The organism is Neobacillus sp. YX16, assembly GCF_030123505.1.
Lineage (GTDB): Bacteria > Bacillota > Bacilli > Bacillales > Cytobacillaceae > Neobacillus.
On the sequence record NZ_CP126115.1, the window covers coordinates 219993 to 239326 of the forward strand.

General features: G+C 38.3%; 17 protein-coding genes and 1 other annotated feature. Of the genes, 12 read left to right on the top strand and 5 right to left on the bottom strand.

The window, feature by feature from the left end; translation table 11 throughout:
* Positions 1–783, top strand: coding sequence for an ABC transporter permease (locus QNH48_RS01160; RefSeq protein ID WP_283953426.1), 783 nt, complete (start codon positions 1–3; stop codon positions 781–783).
* A gap of 24 nt (positions 784–807) precedes the next feature.
* On the opposite strand, the gene QNH48_RS01165 is transcribed toward QNH48_RS01160, so the two are convergent.
* Positions 808–1062, bottom strand: coding sequence for an alpha/beta-type small acid-soluble spore protein (locus tag QNH48_RS01165; protein WP_283953427.1), 255 nt, complete (start codon positions 1060–1062; stop codon positions 808–810).
* A gap of 105 nt (positions 1063–1167) precedes the next feature.
* Positions 1168–1376, top strand: a binding site (T-box leader).
* A gap of 75 nt (positions 1377–1451) precedes the next feature.
* Here QNH48_RS01165 and argS point away from each other — a divergent pair.
* The 3 genes from argS to QNH48_RS01180 all read left to right on the top strand — a co-directional run bounded on the left by argS (position 1452) and on the right by QNH48_RS01180 (position 5072).
* On the top strand, positions 1452–3146 hold the full coding sequence (gene argS / locus QNH48_RS01170) for an arginine--tRNA ligase (RefSeq protein WP_283953428.1): 1695 nt from the start codon (positions 1452–1454) through the stop codon (positions 3144–3146).
* Between the two features lie 23 nt (positions 3147–3169).
* Entirely contained in the window at positions 3170–3631 is a 462-nt protein-coding gene (locus QNH48_RS01175) for a DinB family protein (RefSeq protein ID WP_283953429.1), read from the top strand.
* Positions 3632–3869: 238 nt separating this feature from the next.
* Positions 3870–5072: a NupC/NupG family nucleoside CNT transporter gene (locus tag QNH48_RS01180; protein ID WP_481858448.1), complete on the top strand. Its 1203-nt coding sequence runs from the start codon at positions 3870–3872 to the stop codon at positions 5070–5072.
* Between the two features lie 18 nt (positions 5073–5090).
* Here the strand turns inward: QNH48_RS01180 and uptA are convergent, their stop codons facing one another.
* The 3 genes from uptA to mgtE all read right to left on the bottom strand — a co-directional run bounded on the left by uptA (position 5091) and on the right by mgtE (position 8641).
* A complete protein-coding gene (gene uptA / locus QNH48_RS01185; protein WP_095251299.1) occupies positions 5091–5690 on the bottom strand; it encodes an undecaprenyl phosphate transporter UptA in 600 nt (199 codons plus the stop codon).
* Positions 5691–5941: 251 nt separating this feature from the next.
* Positions 5942–7123, bottom strand: a complete 1182-nt coding sequence (locus QNH48_RS01190) for an FtsW/RodA/SpoVE family cell cycle protein (protein WP_283953431.1) — start codon at positions 7121–7123, stop codon at positions 5942–5944.
* Positions 7124–7282: 159 nt separating this feature from the next.
* The gene (mgtE, locus tag QNH48_RS01195) at positions 7283–8641 is read right to left on the bottom strand and encodes a magnesium transporter (RefSeq protein ID WP_283953432.1); all 1359 of its coding nucleotides are present in this window, start codon (positions 8639–8641) and stop codon (positions 7283–7285) included.
* A gap of 306 nt (positions 8642–8947) precedes the next feature.
* On the opposite strand from mgtE, the gene QNH48_RS01200 reads away from it, so the two are divergent.
* The 8 genes from QNH48_RS01200 to QNH48_RS01235 all read left to right on the top strand — a co-directional run bounded on the left by QNH48_RS01200 (position 8948) and on the right by QNH48_RS01235 (position 18699).
* Positions 8948–9724, top strand: coding sequence for a hypothetical protein (locus QNH48_RS01200; RefSeq protein WP_283953433.1), 777 nt, complete (start codon positions 8948–8950; stop codon positions 9722–9724).
* Between the two features lie 129 nt (positions 9725–9853).
* Positions 9854–10936 carry a D-alanine--D-alanine ligase gene (locus tag QNH48_RS01205; protein ID WP_283953434.1) on the top strand — a complete coding sequence of 361 codons (1083 nt, stop codon included), beginning with the start codon at positions 9854–9856 and terminating at the stop codon, positions 10934–10936.
* A gap of 250 nt (positions 10937–11186) precedes the next feature.
* Positions 11187–12566: a UDP-N-acetylmuramoyl-tripeptide--D-alanyl-D-alanine ligase gene (locus QNH48_RS01210; protein WP_283953435.1), complete on the top strand. Its 1380-nt coding sequence runs from the start codon at positions 11187–11189 to the stop codon at positions 12564–12566.
* 93 nt (positions 12567–12659) lie between these two features.
* The gene (locus QNH48_RS01215; RefSeq protein ID WP_283955645.1) at positions 12660–13349 is read left to right on the top strand and encodes an alpha/beta hydrolase; all 690 of its coding nucleotides are present in this window, start codon (positions 12660–12662) and stop codon (positions 13347–13349) included.
* Positions 13350–13703: 354 nt separating this feature from the next.
* Positions 13704–15203, top strand: a complete 1500-nt coding sequence (gene cshA, locus QNH48_RS01220; RefSeq protein WP_095251309.1) for a degradosome RNA helicase CshA — start codon at positions 13704–13706, stop codon at positions 15201–15203.
* A gap of 568 nt (positions 15204–15771) precedes the next feature.
* Complete coding sequence (gene uvsE / locus QNH48_RS01225; RefSeq protein WP_283953436.1) at positions 15772–16734, top strand: UV DNA damage repair endonuclease UvsE; 963 nt, start codon at positions 15772–15774, stop codon at positions 16732–16734.
* 65 nt (positions 16735–16799) lie between these two features.
* On the top strand, positions 16800–17279 hold the full coding sequence (locus QNH48_RS01230; RefSeq protein WP_283953437.1) for a PH domain-containing protein: 480 nt from the start codon (positions 16800–16802) through the stop codon (positions 17277–17279).
* Complete coding sequence (locus tag QNH48_RS01235; protein ID WP_283953438.1) at positions 17272–18699, top strand: PH domain-containing protein; 1428 nt, start codon at positions 17272–17274, stop codon at positions 18697–18699. The genes QNH48_RS01230 and QNH48_RS01235 overlap by 8 nt, the downstream gene beginning before the upstream one ends.
* Positions 18700–18726: 27 nt before the next feature.
* On the opposite strand, the gene QNH48_RS01240 is transcribed toward QNH48_RS01235, so the two are convergent.
* Complete coding sequence (locus QNH48_RS01240) at positions 18727–19320, bottom strand: rhomboid family intramembrane serine protease (protein ID WP_283953439.1); 594 nt, start codon at positions 19318–19320, stop codon at positions 18727–18729.
* Between the last annotated feature and the right edge of the window lie 14 nt (positions 19321–19334).

The following is a 19334-nucleotide window of genomic DNA, read 5'->3' on the forward strand; positions in this document are numbered from 1 at the left end:
ATGCATCTTTATTTTAAATATTTATTAATCTTATTTAAGTCACAAATGCAATACCGAACATCATTTTGGCTATTATCAATTGGACAGTTCTTTATTCCTTTTTCGGTTTTTGCTGGGCTCTACTTTTTGTTTGAGCGATTCGGGCAGATAAAAGGGTGGGATTTCTTCGAAGTGGCCCTCTGTTTTGCTGTTATTCACATGGCATTTTCGTTAAGTGAGTGTTTTGCACGGGGATTTGACACATTTTCAAGTTTAATTGTTAAGGGGGATTTTGACCGAGTTCTGGTACGCCCTCGAAGCACCTTTCTTCAAGTATTAGGGTCTAAATTTGAATTTACACGGATAGGCAGGCTCTTACAAAGTGTGATTGTTCTTATATGGGCATTGAATAATCTGCCCATCGAATGGAGCTTCATGAAAACCGTTACCCTATTTTTTATGATTACCAGTGGTGTCCTAATATTTACGGGTATCTATATGCTAGCCGCGACCATGTGCTTTTGGACAGTTCAGGGGCTGGAGGTAGCAAATATTTTTACGGATGGCGGCAGAGAGATGGCTCAGTATCCGTTAAATATTTATCAAAAGTGGGTAGCCCGAATATTCACCTATGTCATTCCGTTTGGAACGGTAAATTACCTGCCGCTGCTGTTTATTCTTGGAAAAACAGCCGGGAATGAGCTGCTTTATATGCTTACGCCAATTGCGGGGAGTCTCTTTATTCTTCCTTGTTTTCTTGTGTGGCAATTTGGAGTAAGGCATTATCGGTCCACGGGTTCATGAGCAAAGCAGTGGGATTCCCACTGCTTACCTTTTTTTAGCCATATTTTCCTGTGCCATTTTGACAAGCTCCCGTACCATGCTGCCGCCTAACCTGCCGCCGACTTTTCCAGCTTGCTGTGAAGTGAGCTGACCGTTGTAGCCTTTCTTTAAAGGAACACCTACTTCTTGGGCAGCCTCAAATTTAGCGTTCTCTGGATTTTGTGCTTGAACGACCCTTGCCTTTAAAGCATCTAATCCATTTCTAGCCTCTGGAACGAGAATTTTATTTCTTCTGGCCATGGTGAAATCCCTCCTTTAAAGTTAGGATGACCAATTTAAAAAAATAATCAGCAGTGACTAGATAAATCCTTTTTTATCCAGTATAATAACTACAAATCAAGTCGGAAAAAATCAATGAAAAAGAGAGTAATTCTTTGGGAAGGCAAAGCGAGTCAGGGATGGTGGGAGCCTGATACGAAACAAAGGATGAAGCGCACTTTTGAGATGTTTGCCTGAAGAAAGTAGGGCAAACCGGAGAATTTCTCCGTTAACAAGTCAAGCTGGTTCTTTTGGAACAAGTAGAGTGGTACCGCGAGTTAACTCTCGTCTCTTCATAATAGAGACGGGAGTTTTTTGTTTTTTTTACGAAATGCTGAAGCTGAACAAAGATAGAAATTGGAGGTCTAATTATGAATTATAAACAGGAGCTTGCAAAGGTTTTATATGAAGTACTAGGACAGGAAATGCAGGTAAAAGAACTTGAAATGCTAATTGAAAAGCCGAAAAATCCACAGCTCGGAGATTTAGCCTTTCCATGTTTTTCATTAGCAAAGGTAAAAAGAAAGTCACCAAATATTATTGCGGAAGAGTTAAGCGAAAGGATCCAATCACCCATTTTCGAAAAGGTCGAAGTGGTGGGAGCCTATCTGAATATCTTTTTAAATAAAAAATTGGTTTCGGAAGCTACGATTACAGAAATTATCAAGCAAAAGGAAAAGTATGGTTCCCTAGACATTGGGAATACCCGTCCAGTAACCATTGATCTGTCGTCGCCAAATATCGCAAAACCATTCTCAATGGGTCATTTGCGTTCAACGGTTATCGGAAACTCTATGGCATTTATTGTAGAAAAATGTGGATATAAACCTATTAGAATTAATCATATAGGTGACTGGGGTACTCAATTTGGTAAATTAATTACTGCCTATAAGCTTTGGGGAGAAGAAGAGAAGGTCAAACAAAACCCGATTAAGGAATTATTATCCCTCTATGTTAAGTTCCACGATGTAGCAGAAAATGACCATACACTTATTGAACAGGGGAGAAGCTGGTTTAAAAAGCTTGAAGACGGAGATGAGGAAGCTTTATCGCTTTGGCAGTGGTTCCGTGAAGAGTCTTTAAAAGAGTTTTCTAGAATATACGAATTAATGAACGTTCAATTTGATTCTTTTGCAGGAGAAGCTTTTTATAATGATAAAATGGATCGTGTTGTCAAGCTGTTAGAAGAAACACAATTGCTAGTAGAATCTGACCAGGCGCAAGTGGTTGACCTGACAGACGAAGGATTACCACCATGTTTAATTAAAAAATCCGATGGAGCGACGCTTTACGCAACGCGGGATTTAGCTGCAGCCCTTTACCGTAAAGAAAACTATGACTTTGATTTGTCATTGTATGTCGTTGGTAATGAACAGAGTCTTCATTTTAAACAGTTAATCGCTGTATTAGAAAAGATGGGCTATTCATGGGCAAAGAATATGGTCCATATTCCGTTCGGGATGATGCTTAAGGACGGAAAGAAAATGTCGACCAGAAAAGGGAAGGTCGTCTTATTAGAGGAAGTACTAAATGAATCCATCACGATGGCAAGACATAATATTGAAGAAAAAAATCCAAACCTTACAAACAAAGACGTGGTAGCGAAACAGGTGGGCGTCGGTGCAGTCATGTTCCATGACTTAAAAAACTATCGAATGAATGATATAGAATTTTCGTTAGAAGAAATGCTGCGTTTTGAAGGAGAAACTGGTCCTTATGTCCAATATACTTATGCAAGGGCATGCTCTATTTTACGCAAAGCAAATTGGCAAATAGACCACGCTGTAAAACAATCGTCTGCATCCTGGGAAAAGGAATGGAAGGTTGTAAGTTTGCTTACGGAGTTTACTAACGCTATTAAAAGAGCGAATGAACAGTTTGATCCATCACAAATCGCTAAATATATTGTTGATCTCGCACAAGCCTTCAATAAATATTATGGCGAGGTAAAAATTCTTGAAGATGGTGCAGAACAACGAGCACGCTTAGCACTTGTATATTCCGTGACGATTGTTTTAAAAGAAGGATTGAGATTATTAGGGATCGAAGCGCCAGAAGAAATGTAATAAATATTTGGGGGAATAGTAGAATGAGTGAACTTTTGTTTAATAATATGGAGCTTACAAGAAGTTTCTTTATCAAGAATGTAGAAGCGGTTGAGGAGGGTCTCGTTGACGTACAACCTGAAGGGTTTAATAACACCATTCATTGGCATATTGGACATGTGTTAACGGCGGCTGAGAGCTTGATTTTTAATTTTCCTAAAAGTACCAACCATTTACCAGTGAACTATATGGAATTATTCGCTAGAGGAACGAAACCAGCAGAATGGAAAGGAGATGTTCCTTCTATTTCAGTTTTAACTAGTCAGTTAAAAGAACAATTATCAAGAATGAAGGAGATTCCCGTTGAAAGTCTCAATGTGGAGTTAAAAGAGCCATTTCTTGGCCAAAAAACGTTTGGTGAACTTGTAAATTTTGCACTGTTTCATGAGAATTTGCATTTAGGACATATCCAAGCTATGAAACGTGTTATCGAAACTGCCAAATAGGAGCAGGGAATATAGTATTTTTAATCCACCTTCTTGGTGGATTTTTTTTATAGCTAAAAGAGTAAGAAAAGGGGGGGATGGAATAATAAAAAGTGAAAAACCTGAATTTTATTACTTTCCTTGAATGGATTGACACTAGGTATAGGTACTTTTATAATACTTTGGTATGCTCGATATTTGTCAAAAATTGTCGAAATTAATTGTATTTTCTATCTTCTTGCATAATTGATAGAACATCATGAATAGGAGAGGAATTTGTTTGAAGTATCTACTATTTTTGGCTGCAATTGTTGTTATTTTTTTGTTAGCCTTTATCGCAAGTAACAATAAGAAAAGGATCAAGGTTAAACCGCTTGTCACTATGTTAGTATTACAGCTTATTTTTGCCTTTTTGCTGCTTAATACAGAAGTTGGGTTTGTCATTATTACAGCAGTCTCTAGTTTGTTCGACCATCTTTTAGGTTATGCTGCAGAGGGAATAAACTTTGTTTTCGGAGGTATGGCGAATGAAGGTGCCGGTCCATTCTTCATAAATGTCCTCCTGCCAATTGTCTTTATTTCTGTATTAATAGGAATTGCACAGTATATCAAGGTTCTTCCTTTTATCATTCGATACCTTGGAATTATTTTAAGTAAGGTAAATGGATTAGGTAAGCTTGAATCCTATAATGCCGTTGCATCAGCCGTTTTCGGCCAGTCTGAGGTATTTATCTCTGTAAAAAAACAGCTTCCTTATATACCTGAACACCGCCTTTACACATTATGTACGTCAGCAATGTCAACGGTTTCTGCCTCCATTTTAGGGGCGTATATGACGATGATTGATCCGAAATATGTTATTACCGCATTGGTTTTAAACTTATTTGGCGGATTCATGGTTGCCAATATCATTAATCCTTACGAGGTTTCAGCGGAAGAAGATATTATAGATGTGCAAGAGGGAGAAAAACAAACCTTCTTCGAAGTTCTGGGCGAATATATAATGGATGGATTTAAAGTAGCCATTATTGTTGGAGCTATGTTGATCGGATTTGTTGCATTAATTAGTATGATTAATCATGTATTTGACGCTATCTTTGGAGTCAGCTTCCAGACGGTTCTAGGATATGTGTTTTCACCACTTGCCTTTCTCGTGGGTGTACCTGCGGCAGATATGGTTAAAGCTGGTACGATCATGGCTACCAAATTATTGTCAAATGAGTTTGTTGCGATGATCGATTTAGGAAAGATAGCAGATTCTCTATCCAGTAGAACAGTTGGGATTATTTCTGTATTCCTTGTATCGTTTGCAAACTTTTCATCCATTGGGATCATTACAGGGGCAGTAAAAGGACTGAATGAGGCGAAAGGAAATCAAGTTGCAAAGTTTGGACTTAAATTACTTTACGGTGCTACACTTGTAAGTTTATTAACAGCAGCAATCACAAGTATTATGTTATAAATTGAAAACAACCGCCGATTATGAATCAGTGGTTGTTTTTTTAGTTTTCTTTATTAAGTAGTAGATGACACCAAGAATAACAGCTCCAATAATAATAGGCATTGTATACTGTGCTGCATATTCTTTAATATGTGACCAATTCTCGCCTAACGCATGTCCCAAGTAAAGGAATAGAATGGTCCATGGAATAACAGCTGCTACTGTATAAAGTGTAAATTTTGTCGGGGACATTTTAGCGATACCAGCTGGAATGGATATAGCATGCCTGACAATAGGAATAAATCGAGCAAAGAAAATGACGCCGACTCCATATTTTTTAAACCATAGTTCTGATAGGTCAATTTGCTTCTTTTTAATTAAGACATACTTTCCGTACTTCTCTAAAAATGGACGTCCTCCATAATACCCAGCCCAATAGAGGAATAGCTGTGCTAATGTTCCGCCAATCGTCCCAGCAATGATTGCTCCTGGATAGCCAAGAATGCCTTCTGAAATCATATAACCGCCGTAACCTAAGACTATTTCACTTGGAATAACTTCTATCATTAACCCTAGTGCAATTCCGAAGTAACCTAACTCTGATAAGAACTCCAATACTGAAAAAATAAATTCCTTCATAGTTCACCTTCACTTTTGTATATGTTCTTTTGCTTTTATTAGTGTCTAGCTTCAGCGCCTAGGGGCTCGGGGTCATAAGCCAATCCGTCAAGAAGGTAAAGAGCAACCTTCTCGCCGGCTTGTCTTATGCCTGTCGCCCCTGGGAAAAATTGAACTGCATTTTTCCTTGGGCAAGGCGCTTACGCTTTTCTTAGTTTATAACAGTTCGGACAATAAAGAAATAAAAACAGCGGGAATCAGCTGTCCCGCTATTAACTACTTAGTGACCTTTTTGATGTAAACATGTAATTGCGGTGATGAAAACGAATACTGTAGACAATTCCCATTGCAAACATATTGCCCATTAACGAACTGCCCCCATAGCTGATGAAGGGTAAAGGAATTCCTGTTATCGGAAGAACCTGAATGGTCATACCGACATTTTGAAAAACATGAAAAGTTAGCATGGAAATGATTCCTGTACACACATATGTATTAAACGGATCATTCGTATCTAAGGCAGTTTTGATTAAATGATAAATTAATAGGAAAAATAGTCCAATGACAATACTCCCGCCTACAAATCCATACTCCTCACCAATTACGCTGAATATAAAGTCTGTATGTCCTTCGGGAATGTATACTTCCCGATTTCCAAAGCCCTTTCCAGTAATCAAACCAGACCCAATGGCACTTAAGGATTTCAATAGGTGATAGCCTGAGCTGCTTGAATGATTAAACGGGTCGAGCCAAGCATAAATGCGGTTAAACTTGTATTGCTGTACATGTAAATACTTTTCCAGGATATCCGGTCTTTGCACGACTAGATAAATAATGAAAGCGCCAAGTGAAGCTCCAGTACTAAACAGGGGTAATATGATCTTCCATGTGATCCCCGAGACTAGAATGAATCCAACTAAGATGGATAATAAGACGAGAGAAGTACCCAGATCATTCTGCTTCATAATAAAGAAGATAGGAACGAATGTGGTGATTCCCAATTTAAGCAATAACCAAAAGTCACTTTTAAATGTTTTCTGCAGATATTTCTCCTGATGCTTGACTGCGACCGAGCTAAGAGCTAAGATTAAAAACGTTTTCACAAACTCTGAAGGCTGAATGGAGCCAACAGGAGTGATAAACCAACTTTTTGCTCCGTTTCTAATGGGCGCAATACTTTCAGGAGCAACTAATATGACTATAAGTAAAAGAATTCCAAATCCGTATAAATACCAAGAAAGCCTCCTATATTGATAACCATCGAAAAGGATTGTAATGGAAATGATGGCGGCTCCAACTACATACCAAAATGTTTGTTTGGCTAAGAAATTTTCATCGTATTGTCCAGCACTTTGTGCACTATAAATTCCTACACAGCTAACAAGGAAAAAGAGAAACAGAATTAATGTTAACGTCCAATCAAAGCGATCTACTTTTTTTGTGAAATTGTCCATATGCCACACCCAATTTTATCTGTTTGTATAGTGATATGCTAACAAAGAAAAGATTTGGTAACAATATATTTAGGAAAATTATTACAAGATGTTAACTATTATGACGAATCTGCTAGAGAATAGGTTTCAAAAAAATAAAGCACGATTTTAAGACCGTGCTTACAGAAGATAATTAAGGAACATCGATGCAATTCCAAAGTACGTGAGCAGTGAAAAAATATCATTAATCGTCGTAATTAATGGGCCAGAAGCGACGGCAGGGTCTATATTTAAACGGAATAATATGAGCGGGATAATGGTACCAGCCATGGTGCCAATAATGAGTGTAAAGAAAAGGGAAACACCGACGACTGCACCTAAGATCAAGCTCCCCTGCCAAATATAGGCAATGATTGAAATGAGGATCGCGCAGGTAACGCCAATTGTCACTCCAACACCGAGTTCCCGCAAAACTAAGCGAGCAATGACGCCTTTATCTATATCGTGTGAAATAAGGCCTCTTACGACTACTGCAAGTGATTGAGTACCGGTATTCCCCGTCATCCCAGCAATCATTGGCATGAAAAAGGCAATAGCGACGACCTGATCCAATGTGTTTTCAAAACTGCTGATAATGCTCCCGGATATGAGTCCAATAAATAATAGCAAAATAAGCCATGGAAGCCTTCTGGCTGCAGCCACAAGTGTTTTTGTATCAAAGTCGATGGATTTCCCAGAGGCTGATAATTTTTCAATATCCTCATTTGCTTCCTTAATGACGACATCAATGATATCATCAACTGTTACAATACCAACCAGCACATTTTCTTCATCCACTACCGGGATAGCAAGGAAATCGTATCGTTCCGTCATTCGGGCTACTACTTCTTGGTCGGTGGTGACAGAAACTGAAATGACACGTTCATACATAATACTATTAATTTTTTCATTAAGATCTGCCATCAGTAAATCTCGATAGGAAACAACACCGACAAGCTTCCTCTCTTCATCAACAACGTAGAGGTAGTTAATCGATTCAGCAAACTCCGCAAACGTTTTTAACTTATCAACAGCTTCTCTGACATTATAATAACTTCGAATCCACACAAATCGATTGGTCATCATTCTTCCAGCAGTTTCAGGTGGATAATTCATGATATTGGTTACCGCTTTAGACTCCTCTACCTTCATACCAGAGAGCAGTGACTCTTTTTTCTCTGGTGATAATTCATCCAGGAGTAAGGCTAAATCATCATTGTCCATTAAATCAAGGACTTTGCTGGATTTCTCAATTCCAAGTTTATTTAATACTTCAAGCTGTTCTTCTTTTTCAAGCTCCTGCATTAAGTCAGCAAGTACGTCAAAATTTAAGAATAAAAGAAATCGAAGTTTATGCTTTTCCGGTAAATCCTCGTATATCTTTGCCGTGTCATATGGCTGTAATTCTTCGAGAATTTTTATAAAGTCAGTCTTTTTGTTTTCTTTTAGTAATTTAATAATATGGAGAGTTATTTCATCCTGTGTCATATCTTTAATCATTGTATACGCTCCTTTCTAACGGTGCGTTTTTACACTCTATACAAGTATGTTAGAAAATGATTTGTTGATAATATGCCAATACTAGTAAGGAGTTTAAAAATAGTATGTGTTATTCGTAAAATAATCAAGCTAACTGTTTCAAAAGTATCACAAAAACCTTTAGAATTGTAAAAGAATTGAAATAAGCTATTTGGACTATTAATGATAAAATGATGAAGAATTGGTTTAGATTTGTGAGCATTTTTATGTAGTACGTTCTAACTCATTATAATAGATTTTATTTTTCCTGATCGGAGGAGTTTGGCTTTGAAAAAGCATCATCCAGACATACGCGATCTCGTATATGTCCATCTAAATCAAAATGATCAGTATGTACTGTCCTACGGTATCGAATTTGCCGAATTTGCTGCTGCTTTTTCCGGTGCTTTAAATCCGCTGCTATTATTAAAGCACCATTTTGAAGATGGTGACTTTAATATGCATACACTGCTCGAATATTGTCCTGAGGATAGAATCAAGAAGCTTGCTGACGAAGATATATACGGCTACGGAGACTTTTGCTGGATTGACTTTGTTGAAGAAGAAGGATTAAATGAACTCACAGGACAGGAAATAGCGGAATTGTTATATTTGGGTCACCAGAAGCAGCATTTAAAACTTCCCTTTTATAATAAGCTAGGTAATCGCTTTGTTTATTTAGCCCATGATGATGGTTTCTTTAATAAGACATATTATCGAAGCTTTAAGGATTTTTTTCAACTCTTAAGTCAAGCTCTTTCAAGTAAATTAGGAGAGTTAAAGCTTGAGAAATCAATCCTTGGAATTAGGAAAAAACGTCTATATCCACCGATAAATAAGGAAATTCTCCTATCTCTAACCCCTTTTATTAAGGAAGGTATCTGTATTTCCTTACGAGATGTGGATCATCAGCGAAGCAGGCTGGAAATCCCTATCTGGGTGATAGGCGACTTTGCCTCAATGGATGACATGTACGAGGAATATGAACAAATTTCTGGTGAAAACTGCCATGCAAAAATCATCTTTGATAAGAAAACAAAAGAATGGAAGCTTACCGTAATCTAATCTCTCCATTTAGGTGGGGAGATTTTATTTGTATAAGTAATTATAGGGAGTTTTTAACCAAGCTGTAGGTTTCATAAAATAATAAAAGTGATAAAATAAAATCGTGAAATGCGAAAATGGAGGTTTAGTATGAAAACAAAAATTGGTTTATTGTACGGGGGTAAATCCGCTGAACATAAAGTATCATTACAAACAGCACTTGCCGTTATAAAAGCGCTTGATCTTGAAAAATATGAAATACATCCGATTTACATAAATGTAGAAGGTCAGTGGATAAAGGGACCACAGCTTACTGCGCCTGTAGAAAACATCAAAGCATTAGAATTTTCAAATGAAAATCAGTTAACCCCTTTATCATTAGCACCATCGCTCTTCCAGAACAGCGAACAAACAGAATACGAACCATTAGATGTAATCTTTCCACTGCTGCACGGACCAAATGGTGAGGATGGAACAGTACAAGGATTATTGGAGTTATTAAACCTTCCGTATGTCGGGAATGGTGTATTAGCTTCTTCAGCGGGAATGGATAAAGTAATGATGAAAAATGTATTTGCTCAAGCAGGGTTGGCACAGGTGAATTATGTTGCCTTTATTAGAACAGAATGGGAAAAGGCGAAAGAATCTGCCTATTCCAAAGTGGAAGAGAAACTCGGGTACCCTTGCTTTGTAAAACCGGCTAACCTAGGTTCAAGTGTCGGCATCAGTAAATGTACTAACCGAGCAGAACTTGAAGCGGCCTTCGTTGAGGCGTTTCAATTTGATCGTAAAGTAATCATTGAAGAGGGCGTCATAGCCCGTGAAATCGAAGTGGGTATCCTTGGCAATGATGAACCAAAGTGCTCTGTAGCCGGTGAAATTGTTCCAAAAAAGGATTTTTATGATTATAAAGCGAAATATGAAGATGGTGATACGGCATTAATCATTCCAGCAGATGTTTCCAAGGAAGAATATCAACAAATAAAGGAAATGGCCATTCAAGCCTTTAAAGCGCTGGATTGCTCTGGACTTGTTCGTGCGGACTTCTTCTTAACAAAAGACGGTAAGGCATTAATTAATGAAGTGAATACGATGCCGGGTTTTACGCCTTTCAGCATGTTTCCGCTACTATGGAAACATACAGGTGTTGAATATCCACAATTGATTGAAACGTTAGTTAATCTTGCAAAAGAAAGACATGCAGAAAAACAAAACATTAAATACACTTTCTAAGAAATTGACACGGCAGGGTGCCGTGTCTTTATTTAAGGCTCTTTTCTTAAACCTTGTTGCTTTTTGTATCCAAAATTAATGATTGTACTGTGTATTCGCAAAAAAAAGCATAATTATAAGAAAAGAGCTTGCAAACTAAATTCATAGGCGCAAAATAACTATTTCCACGTTAAAATCGGCTTTAAGATTTTAACGACAAAAGTTTCGAAAACAGCCCTATTTAAAATTCACAACTAACTGGAGGTTTGAAATGATAAAAAGAAATCTAAAGCAGATATCAGATATGATAGCTGTTAAAAATGATATTACCTCATTTGTTGAGATAGAAATTACCGGTGTTTCCATTGATTCTAGAAAAATTGAACCTGGTAATTTATTTATTCCTTTTAAAGGGGAAAGCTCGGATGGCCATAAATTTGTAGAGGAATCGCTTAAAAAGGGCGCAGGTGCTGCATTGTGGCAAAAGGATGTGCCCAATCCCCCAACACATTTACCTATCTTGATTGTTGAAGATTGTTTAGTTGCCTTGCAGGAATTGGCGAGAGAATATCGCAAACAATTACCAGTAAAAGTGGTAGGAATTACCGGTAGTAATGGAAAAACTACCACAAAAGATATGACAGCATCCCTCTTATCCACCACTTATAAGGTACAAAAAACAGAAGGAAATTATAATAACCATATTGGATTGCCTCTAACCGTTTTAGGTTTGGATATGGATACTGAAATTGCTGTATTAGAAATGGGAATGAGCGGCAGAGGAGAAATAGAATTTCTCACAAAACTTGCTTCTCCGGATGCAGTTGTAATTACAAATATCGGAGAATCACATCTTCTTGATCTTGGGTCAAGAGAAGGAATTGCCGAAGCTAAGCTTGAAATTTTGCATGGATTAAAAGAGGGGGGACTGGCTGTCCTTCATGGCGATGAACCACTTCTTATGGAACGAATAAATAAATATAAAGGGAATGTAAATGTTCTAACATTTGGAAGAAATAACCGGAATGACTTTTATCCTACAGAAGTCATTCAGTTAGAACAAGGCAATAGGTTTACGATCAATGAGTCCTCAGAAAACTTCGAACTTCCTGTATTAGGAACTCATAATATATTAAACGCACTTGCTGCGATGATCATTGCTAACCACTTTGATGTGCCATTTACTAAAATGAATGAAGGCTTAGCAAACGTTAAACTCACCAATATGAGGATGGAGCTCGTCGAGGGGAGTCATGGTGAAAAGATAATCAACGATGCCTATAATGCTAGTCCAACCTCAATGACAGCGGCAATTGAACTGGTTTCAAACCTTAAGGGTTACCAGAAAATCATTCTAGTTCTCGGTGATATGCTAGAACTAGGCCCTCAGGAAGAACAATACCATCAACAAATTGGTGAGGGATTGAATCCGGGTAAAATAGATTATGTCTTTACCTTTGGAAAGTTAGCAGAACACATAGCTGAAGGAGCACGTTCCGCTTTAGGGAAACACAGAGTTTTTTCCTATAGTGACAAAAATGAGCTGATTAAAGTGTTAAAGCAACATGTAAATAACGAATCATTAGTTCTGGTAAAGGCTTCAAGAGGAATGAAATTAGAAGAAATTGTTACAGCATTACAGAATAAGTAAGGATTTAATACCCAAAAATAAGACCGTATGCTAAATGCTGTTAATGGAACACTAAAGAAAAATATTCTTCAAAATAAAGCAGGTGAAGAGAATATGATTGGCTGTTTATGTATTCATGGCTTTACAGGGGCACCATATGAAGTAGAGCCTCTTGCTGAGTATTTAAAGAACCATACAGACTGGATATTCAGTGTCCCGACTCTTCCTGGCCATGGCGAAAATCTTTCATTAAAAGGTGTCCAATATCAACAGTGGATCGAACATGCAGAGAACGAATTAAAGAAATTAATTGATACCTGTGATCAGGTCTATGTGATAGGATTTTCCATGGGTGGTATGATTGCAAGTCTTCTAGCTGCAAAGCACCCGGTGGACAAGCTTGTACTACTTAGTGCAGCTGCCTATTACCTAAACCCTAAACAAATGGCAAGTGAAATTAAATCAATGATTTTGGATTCATTAAAAGGAAACTTAGAAAATAATGAATTTTTTCAGCGATATAAAAGAAAAATAAAAGCAACTCCCATAAAAGCGACTTTACAATTTCGCAGGCTTGTTTCTTACATTAAACCACTTCTTCCTCAAGTAGAAGTGCCAACACTGATTGCACAGGGGGAATGTGACGGGATCGTCCCTCCTAAAAGTGCAGAATACTTATATCGTACAATTAGCGCTAAAACAAAAAGGCTTACTTATATCAAGGATTCTAGCCATCATATTTGTCATTGTGAGGAAAAAGAGGCCCTTTTTTCCCAAGTGTATGACTTTTTGATGGAGAGGTAATTGCCGATATGGGACCGAAAAAAAACGCATTAATTGCAATAAGCTTGTAATAGTGTTATGATTATCTGCAACGTGTCTAAAGAACGATGAATAAAGGGCATACTCCTTGAAGGAGAATGTCTTTTTTTGGTAAAATATAGATGTTACCTACTTGCGGCATTTTGATGCGTGTCTAGCTGCAGCGCCTAGGGGCTCGACCGCTTCAGTCCAACGATGAAGTCACATGTGACTTCACCGACAGGCCCTACAACGCTTTTCGCCCCTAAGCAAGACGCTTTCCGCATTTCTGAGTATCGGGCGAAAATATTCAGCACTTTAAAAATATTTTCACATAGATGAAGGAGAATGAAAACATTGACAAAGTTTGAAGATTTAGGCCTAAGTCAGGCCACTTTAGAAGCTGTCCTCAAAATGGGTTTTGAGGAAGCAACACCAATCCAGGCAGAAACTATCCCAATGGGGCTTGCAAACAAGGATTTGATCGGGCAGGCTCAAACAGGAACTGGTAAAACAGCTGCATTTGGAATTCCTTTAGTTGAAAAGGTTGATGTAACCAAGGATGCAATCCAAGGAATCATCATTGCGCCAACTCGTGAGCTTGCGATCCAAGTATCAGAAGAGCTTTATAAAATTGGATCAGGAAAAAGAGTCCGCGTTCTATCCATTTACGGGGGACAGGACATCAGCCGCCAAATCCGTTCATTAAAGAAGTTTCCACATATTATTGTTGGTACTCCTGGACGTGTACTGGATCATATAAACAGAAAAACAATGCGCTTAGATACAGTTAATACTGTTATTCTTGACGAAGCAGATGAAATGTTAAATATGGGATTCATTGAAGACATTGAAACCATTCTTGCTTCTACACCGGCAGAGCGTCAAACTTTACTTTTCTCAGCAACAATGCCAGCTCCGATTCAAAGAATGGCAGAAAAGTTTATGAAAGACCCCCAAATTGTTCGTGTCAAGATGAAAGAAATGACTGTACCGGCGATTGAACAATTTTATCTTGAAGTGATGGAAAAGAATAAATTTGATGTCTTAACAAGACTTCTTGATATTCAATCACCAGAGTTAGCGATTATCTTTGGACGGACTAAACGCCGCGTTGACGAATTATCCGAAGCATTAACCTTAAGAGGTTACACAGCTGAGGGAATTCACGGAGATTTAACGCAGGCGAAACGTATGCAGGTCCTTCGGAAATTTAAAGAAGGAACAATTGATGTATTAGTGGCAACGGACGTGGCAGCAAGGGGTCTAGATATCTCTGGCGTAACCCATGTTTACAACTTTGATATTCCACAAGATCCTGAAAGCTATGTCCACCGAATTGGACGTACAGGACGTGCTGGTAAATCAGGTATGGCCCTAACATTCATCACACCACGTGAAAAGTCTTACCTATCTGTTTTAGAAAGAACAACGAAACGTAAGATGGAAAGAATGACTGCTCCTACACTTGATGAAGCATTAGAAGGTCAACAACGAGCAGTAGTGGATAAGATTGTGCAAACCATTGAAGGAAATAATCTTCAGTATTATAAAAGAGCTGCTCAAGAATTACTTGAAGAAAATGATGCTTCAACTGTCATTGCAGCTGTTTTGAAAATGTTAACAAAAGAGCCTGATCAAACACCGGTTAAGTTAACAGAAGAATCACCAATGCATTCTAAGAGGGACAGAAAGCCACAAGACCGTGACCGTAGAAAAAGAGATGACAATAGAAGCTATAATTCTTCACGTGGTGGCGAACGTGGTGATCGCGATCGTAAAAAGGCACCTGCTAAGCCAAGAACAGGTGAAAAGCGTACATCAGGAAAACCAAAACCAAGAAGCTTTAATCGTTAATAAGACCAAAACCAGCATGGACTATACGTCCATGCTTTTTTAATCTTTTTTTTGATTCTTTTTTAGGGTTAGGGGGATGGTGGGGGAATTGGTTAGGCAGATAAACAAAGGGATTTGGCAGGTAAAGTGGGGTATTCCGCTGGTATGCGGTCAAAATTGGCAGATGGAGCCAACCTTTTGGCAGGTAAGCATATTTTTATTAAAAAAAGGGGCAAGGCAAGACCGAGAATCTACCTAAAACCTCAAAGATAATGACCTGAGCCAGGCCGCAGCCTGGCTCTTTAAGGGATTGAGGGTTGTGGGGAATTGGTTAGGCAGATAAACAAAGGGATTTTGCGGGTAAAATGGGGTAAACAGCAGGTAGGCGGTCAAAATTGGCAGATGGAGCCAACCTTTTGGCAGGTAAACCGATATTCATTAAAAAAGATAGACTGGATTGTAAATCTACTTTAGTATATCTAAGACTCGAATATGGTTTCCCTTTGATTCACCCAACCTGCCCGATTATACCGTCGAAATTTAGTGAATATGGGGAATAGTAATAGTACTACTGGAGGGAGTGATGAGGATGATTGTTAAACTTGGATATGTGGCGATGAGTGTTAAGCTTCAAAATGCATCACCATCCCAAACGATGACATTTGCACAATTTAGCAAGATAAAGGACCGTGAAGCTGCAATTCGAAAGCTAGAGCGAATTGCAGAATCAAATATAGATCATTGCTTAAGGTTATTAAAGCACAATGCCGGAAATCAAATTCACTTCTTCCGTCTAAGCTCCCGCTTAATCCCCCTGGCTAATCACGAGGAACTGCTTGATTGGGATTATATAAAGCCACTGATAGGATCATTAAAAAAAATCGCTGACTACCTTAATCAATACCCAATGCGAATTGACTTTCACCCAGACCATTTTGTTGTCCTTAATACGCCCAACAAAGAAATACTCTCTAATGCACTGAAGACACTTGTGATGCATAAGAAATTGCTAAAGGGCATGGAGATTGACACAGAACATCGTTGTGTACTGCATGTAGGCGGCGGCTATGACGATAAGGAAAAGGCACTTGAACAGTTTATCCATAATTGGGGATATATCCAGCCTGCTATTCAAAACATGATTATGCTCGAAAACGATGATACCACTTTCACAGTGAAAGAAACTCTATATCTTTGTGAGAAGTTAGGGATACCAATGGTATTTGATTACCACCATCATTTGGCTAATCATGAAGAGGAAGAGTGGCAGGAGGATTGGGGACGAATCGTTAACACGTGGAAAACATCATCACTTCCAGTAAAAATGCATATATCAAGTCCTCGCTCTGAGAAGGAATATAGGGCGCACGCAGATTTTGTTGATCCGGAAATGTTTTTAGAATTCATAAATAAAATTAAAGGAACTGTTCCTGAAGTCCATTGCATGATAGAAGCCAAGCAAAAGGATGCCGCCCTCTTTCGCCTAATGGAGGATTTACTTGGCAGGAAGGGAATTAAACCAATAGACCAATCTAGTTTTGTTGTTGAATAACGTTGATGTTTCCTCCCTTATTACCGTGTATACTTAAGAGAGCAGTGTGAATGGGAGGGAAGTGTATGATACTAGAGCCGCAAAAACGTATATCTGCAAAGGCATTAACCGTTTGGAAAATTTCAGGTGTGATTAAGATTGTCATTAGCTGGATTTTAACAGGAGTGGCTATTTTTCTATTACATATCTTTAATGGTCCATTTTGGATTTCAGTGATATTAATCGGAATTGAACTTATTTCTACATATTTATTCATTTTTTTATTGCCGTCAATAAAGTGGAGACGCTGGCGGTATGATGTTAGAGATGAGGAAATTGAACTTCAGGAAGGTATTTTCATCGTAAAGCGAACGTTAATTCCGATGATTCGTGTTCAACATGTTGATACGGTACAGGGACCTATTTTACGTAAATATCAATTAGCCTCAGTTATTATTAATACAGCTGCAACTTCACATGAAATTCCTGCATTAGAAGAGAGTGAGGCAGAAGAATTAAGGCACTTTATTTCTAAACTTGCAAGGGTGGCGGATGAAGATGTCTGACCCGAAAAGACTTCATCCGATTGTGATAGTGCTGACTATAGGTAAAAGGTTAAAGGATACCATTTTTAGTTTTATTGCATTGTTCTTTATTTGGAATAAAGGAGGAAAGCTGCTGCTATTTGGGGCGATCGCTATCGCAATGGTTGTAATCGTTCTGACAAGTATTCTTTCCTGGCTGCGATACACCTATAGATTGGAGCAGAATGAGCTTCGGATCGAATTTGGTGTTTTTGTTCGCAAGAAGAGATATATCCCTTTAGAGCGGATTCAAAGTCTGGATATTTCAGAAGGAATCCTTCAACGCCTATGCGGAATGGTGAAGGTCAAGATAGAAACCGCAGGAGGAAGCGGGACAGATGAAGCAGAAGCAGTCCTGGCGGCTATCTCTAAAGAAGAGGCGCGCTATATTCAAGAATATGTAGCTGCAGCTAAAAACCCTGTTGTTCAAGAAGTTGAATCTGTTCAGGAAATTCCTAGTCATACTGTATATAGGATTACTCCAGCACAGTTAATCTTACTATCACTTACATCGGGTGGTGTAGGAGTAGTCATATCAGCGGTATTGGCGTTTTTCTCACAGCTGGATGATTTGATTCCTTATGAAAGAGTATTTCGTGGAGTTGAACAATGGGCAGTAAGTAATCTGATTATCATTGTCCTGCTTGTGTTTGGAGGCTTCGTGGTTGCTTGGGTTATTGCCCTTATTGGAACGATGCTAAAATATGCGAATTTCAATGTCACGAAAACAGAACATGATTTGGTTATTTCTCAAGGTTTATTAGAAAAAAGACAGATTACAATTCCGTTAACTCGGATTCAAGCCATCAGGATTAATGAAAATATCGTTCGTCAATGGCTGGGTTATGGGTCGGTTCTGGTTGAAAGTGCAGGTGGTTCAGCTAGTAATCAAGAAGGTTCAAAGGTACTGCTCCTGCCGCTTGTAAAGATAGATACAATTAAAGACATTTTGGGGCCCCATCTTACGGATTACCAACTATCCTCAAGCTTTAATCCTGTACCTAAAAGAGCGATGCTTCGTTATGTTTTTAGGAGCTGGATCTTTATTGTTCCTGTAGTGGCTGCTGCTATTTTCTTTCTAAAGGTTTGGGGACTTCTTTCATTGATAGTTCTAGCGTGGTTTACTTTTTGGGGAATATTAAAATATAAGGATGCCGGATGGAAGCTGGAAAACCATCAATTAAATCTACGGTATCGAAAGCTAGTTAGATCTACCGTATTTATCAAGAAAAATAAAATCCAAAGTCTAGAAATCAAAGAAAGCTACTTTCAAAAAAGAAAAGAACTAGGGTCTCTGGAAGCATTCGTGAAGGTTGGCTTCGGTGGTTCTGGGGGCACAGTAATCGATATGGACAAAAATGATGTGAAGCAAGTTTATTCTTGGTTTTCGAAGGGAAGCTAATAAAAGGGATTGAACCAAAATATTGGCTCAATCCCTCTTTTTATTATAAAAAATAGCTCCTAGTAAAAAGCCTCCTAATAAACCGAATAGATGGGCAGTGATATTAATATTGGGCTGGATGAAGGTCATAATCAAGCTAAGAGCACAAATGATAAGGATAATTTGCGAATTTTGCTGTGAGAGCATATGCTTACGAAAGAGAATCATGCTAATATAATAGCCAAATAATCCAAAAATCGCTCCACTAGACCCAACATGTACATAGGTTAAAGGTTCAAGTAGTAAAGTCGCCACATTTGCAAGGATCCCGGAAACAAGATAGACGAGCAGGAATTTACCTTTACCGAGAAGCCTTTCAAGTGCTGGACCAAAAAGAACAAGTGAGAAACTGTTAAAAAGAACATGTGTAAACCCGCCATGCATAAAGATGGGAGTGACAAGTCTCCAATACTCACCTTCCATAATATAAAGGTTTACCCCTGAAAAAGTCGCTTTAAACCAAAAGTTTGGGAATATGGGTAAAGCGGTTAAAAGATATAATAGGAAATGGATGGCAATAATAATAGAAACAACCGGATAAAAACGGATAAATTCGCGAAAACTTTCTGTTCTCGTAAACATAATAAACCTCCCTG

Bases quoted from the DNA above. Each gene is read 5' to 3' on its own strand.
- QNH48_RS01235 (WP_283953438.1), top strand. From the start codon at position 17,272: ATGTCTGACCCGAAAAGACTTCATCCGATTGTGATAGTGCTGACTATA.
- QNH48_RS01210 (WP_283953435.1), top strand. From the start codon at position 11,187: ATGATAAAAAGAAATCTAAAGCAGATATCAGATATGATAGCTGTTAAA.
- QNH48_RS01215 (WP_283955645.1), top strand. From the start codon at position 12,660: ATGATTGGCTGTTTATGTATTCATGGCTTTACAGGGGCACCATATGAA.
- QNH48_RS01175 (WP_283953429.1), top strand. From the start codon at position 3,170: ATGAGTGAACTTTTGTTTAATAATATGGAGCTTACAAGAAGTTTCTTT.
- QNH48_RS01165 (WP_283953427.1), bottom strand. From the start codon at position 1,062: ATGGCCAGAAGAAATAAAATTCTCGTTCCAGAGGCTAGAAATGGATTA.
- uptA (WP_095251299.1), bottom strand. From the start codon at position 5,690: ATGAAGGAATTTATTTTTTCAGTATTGGAGTTCTTATCAGAGTTAGGT.
- argS (WP_283953428.1), top strand. From the start codon at position 1,452: ATGAATTATAAACAGGAGCTTGCAAAGGTTTTATATGAAGTACTAGGA.
- mgtE (WP_283953432.1), bottom strand. From the start codon at position 8,641: ATGATTAAAGATATGACACAGGATGAAATAACTCTCCATATTATTAAA.
- QNH48_RS01205 (WP_283953434.1), top strand. From the start codon at position 9,854: ATGAAAACAAAAATTGGTTTATTGTACGGGGGTAAATCCGCTGAACAT.
- QNH48_RS01240 (WP_283953439.1), bottom strand. From the start codon at position 19,320: ATGTTTACGAGAACAGAAAGTTTTCGCGAATTTATCCGTTTTTATCCG.
- QNH48_RS01230 (WP_283953437.1), top strand. From the start codon at position 16,800: ATGATACTAGAGCCGCAAAAACGTATATCTGCAAAGGCATTAACCGTT.
- QNH48_RS01190 (WP_283953431.1), bottom strand. From the start codon at position 7,123: ATGGACAATTTCACAAAAAAAGTAGATCGCTTTGATTGGACGTTAACA.
- QNH48_RS01160 (WP_283953426.1), top strand. From the start codon at position 1: ATGCATCTTTATTTTAAATATTTATTAATCTTATTTAAGTCACAAATG.
- uvsE (WP_283953436.1), top strand. From the start codon at position 15,772: ATGATTGTTAAACTTGGATATGTGGCGATGAGTGTTAAGCTTCAAAAT.
- QNH48_RS01180 (WP_481858448.1), top strand. From the start codon at position 3,870: ATGAATAGGAGAGGAATTTGTTTGAAGTATCTACTATTTTTGGCTGCA.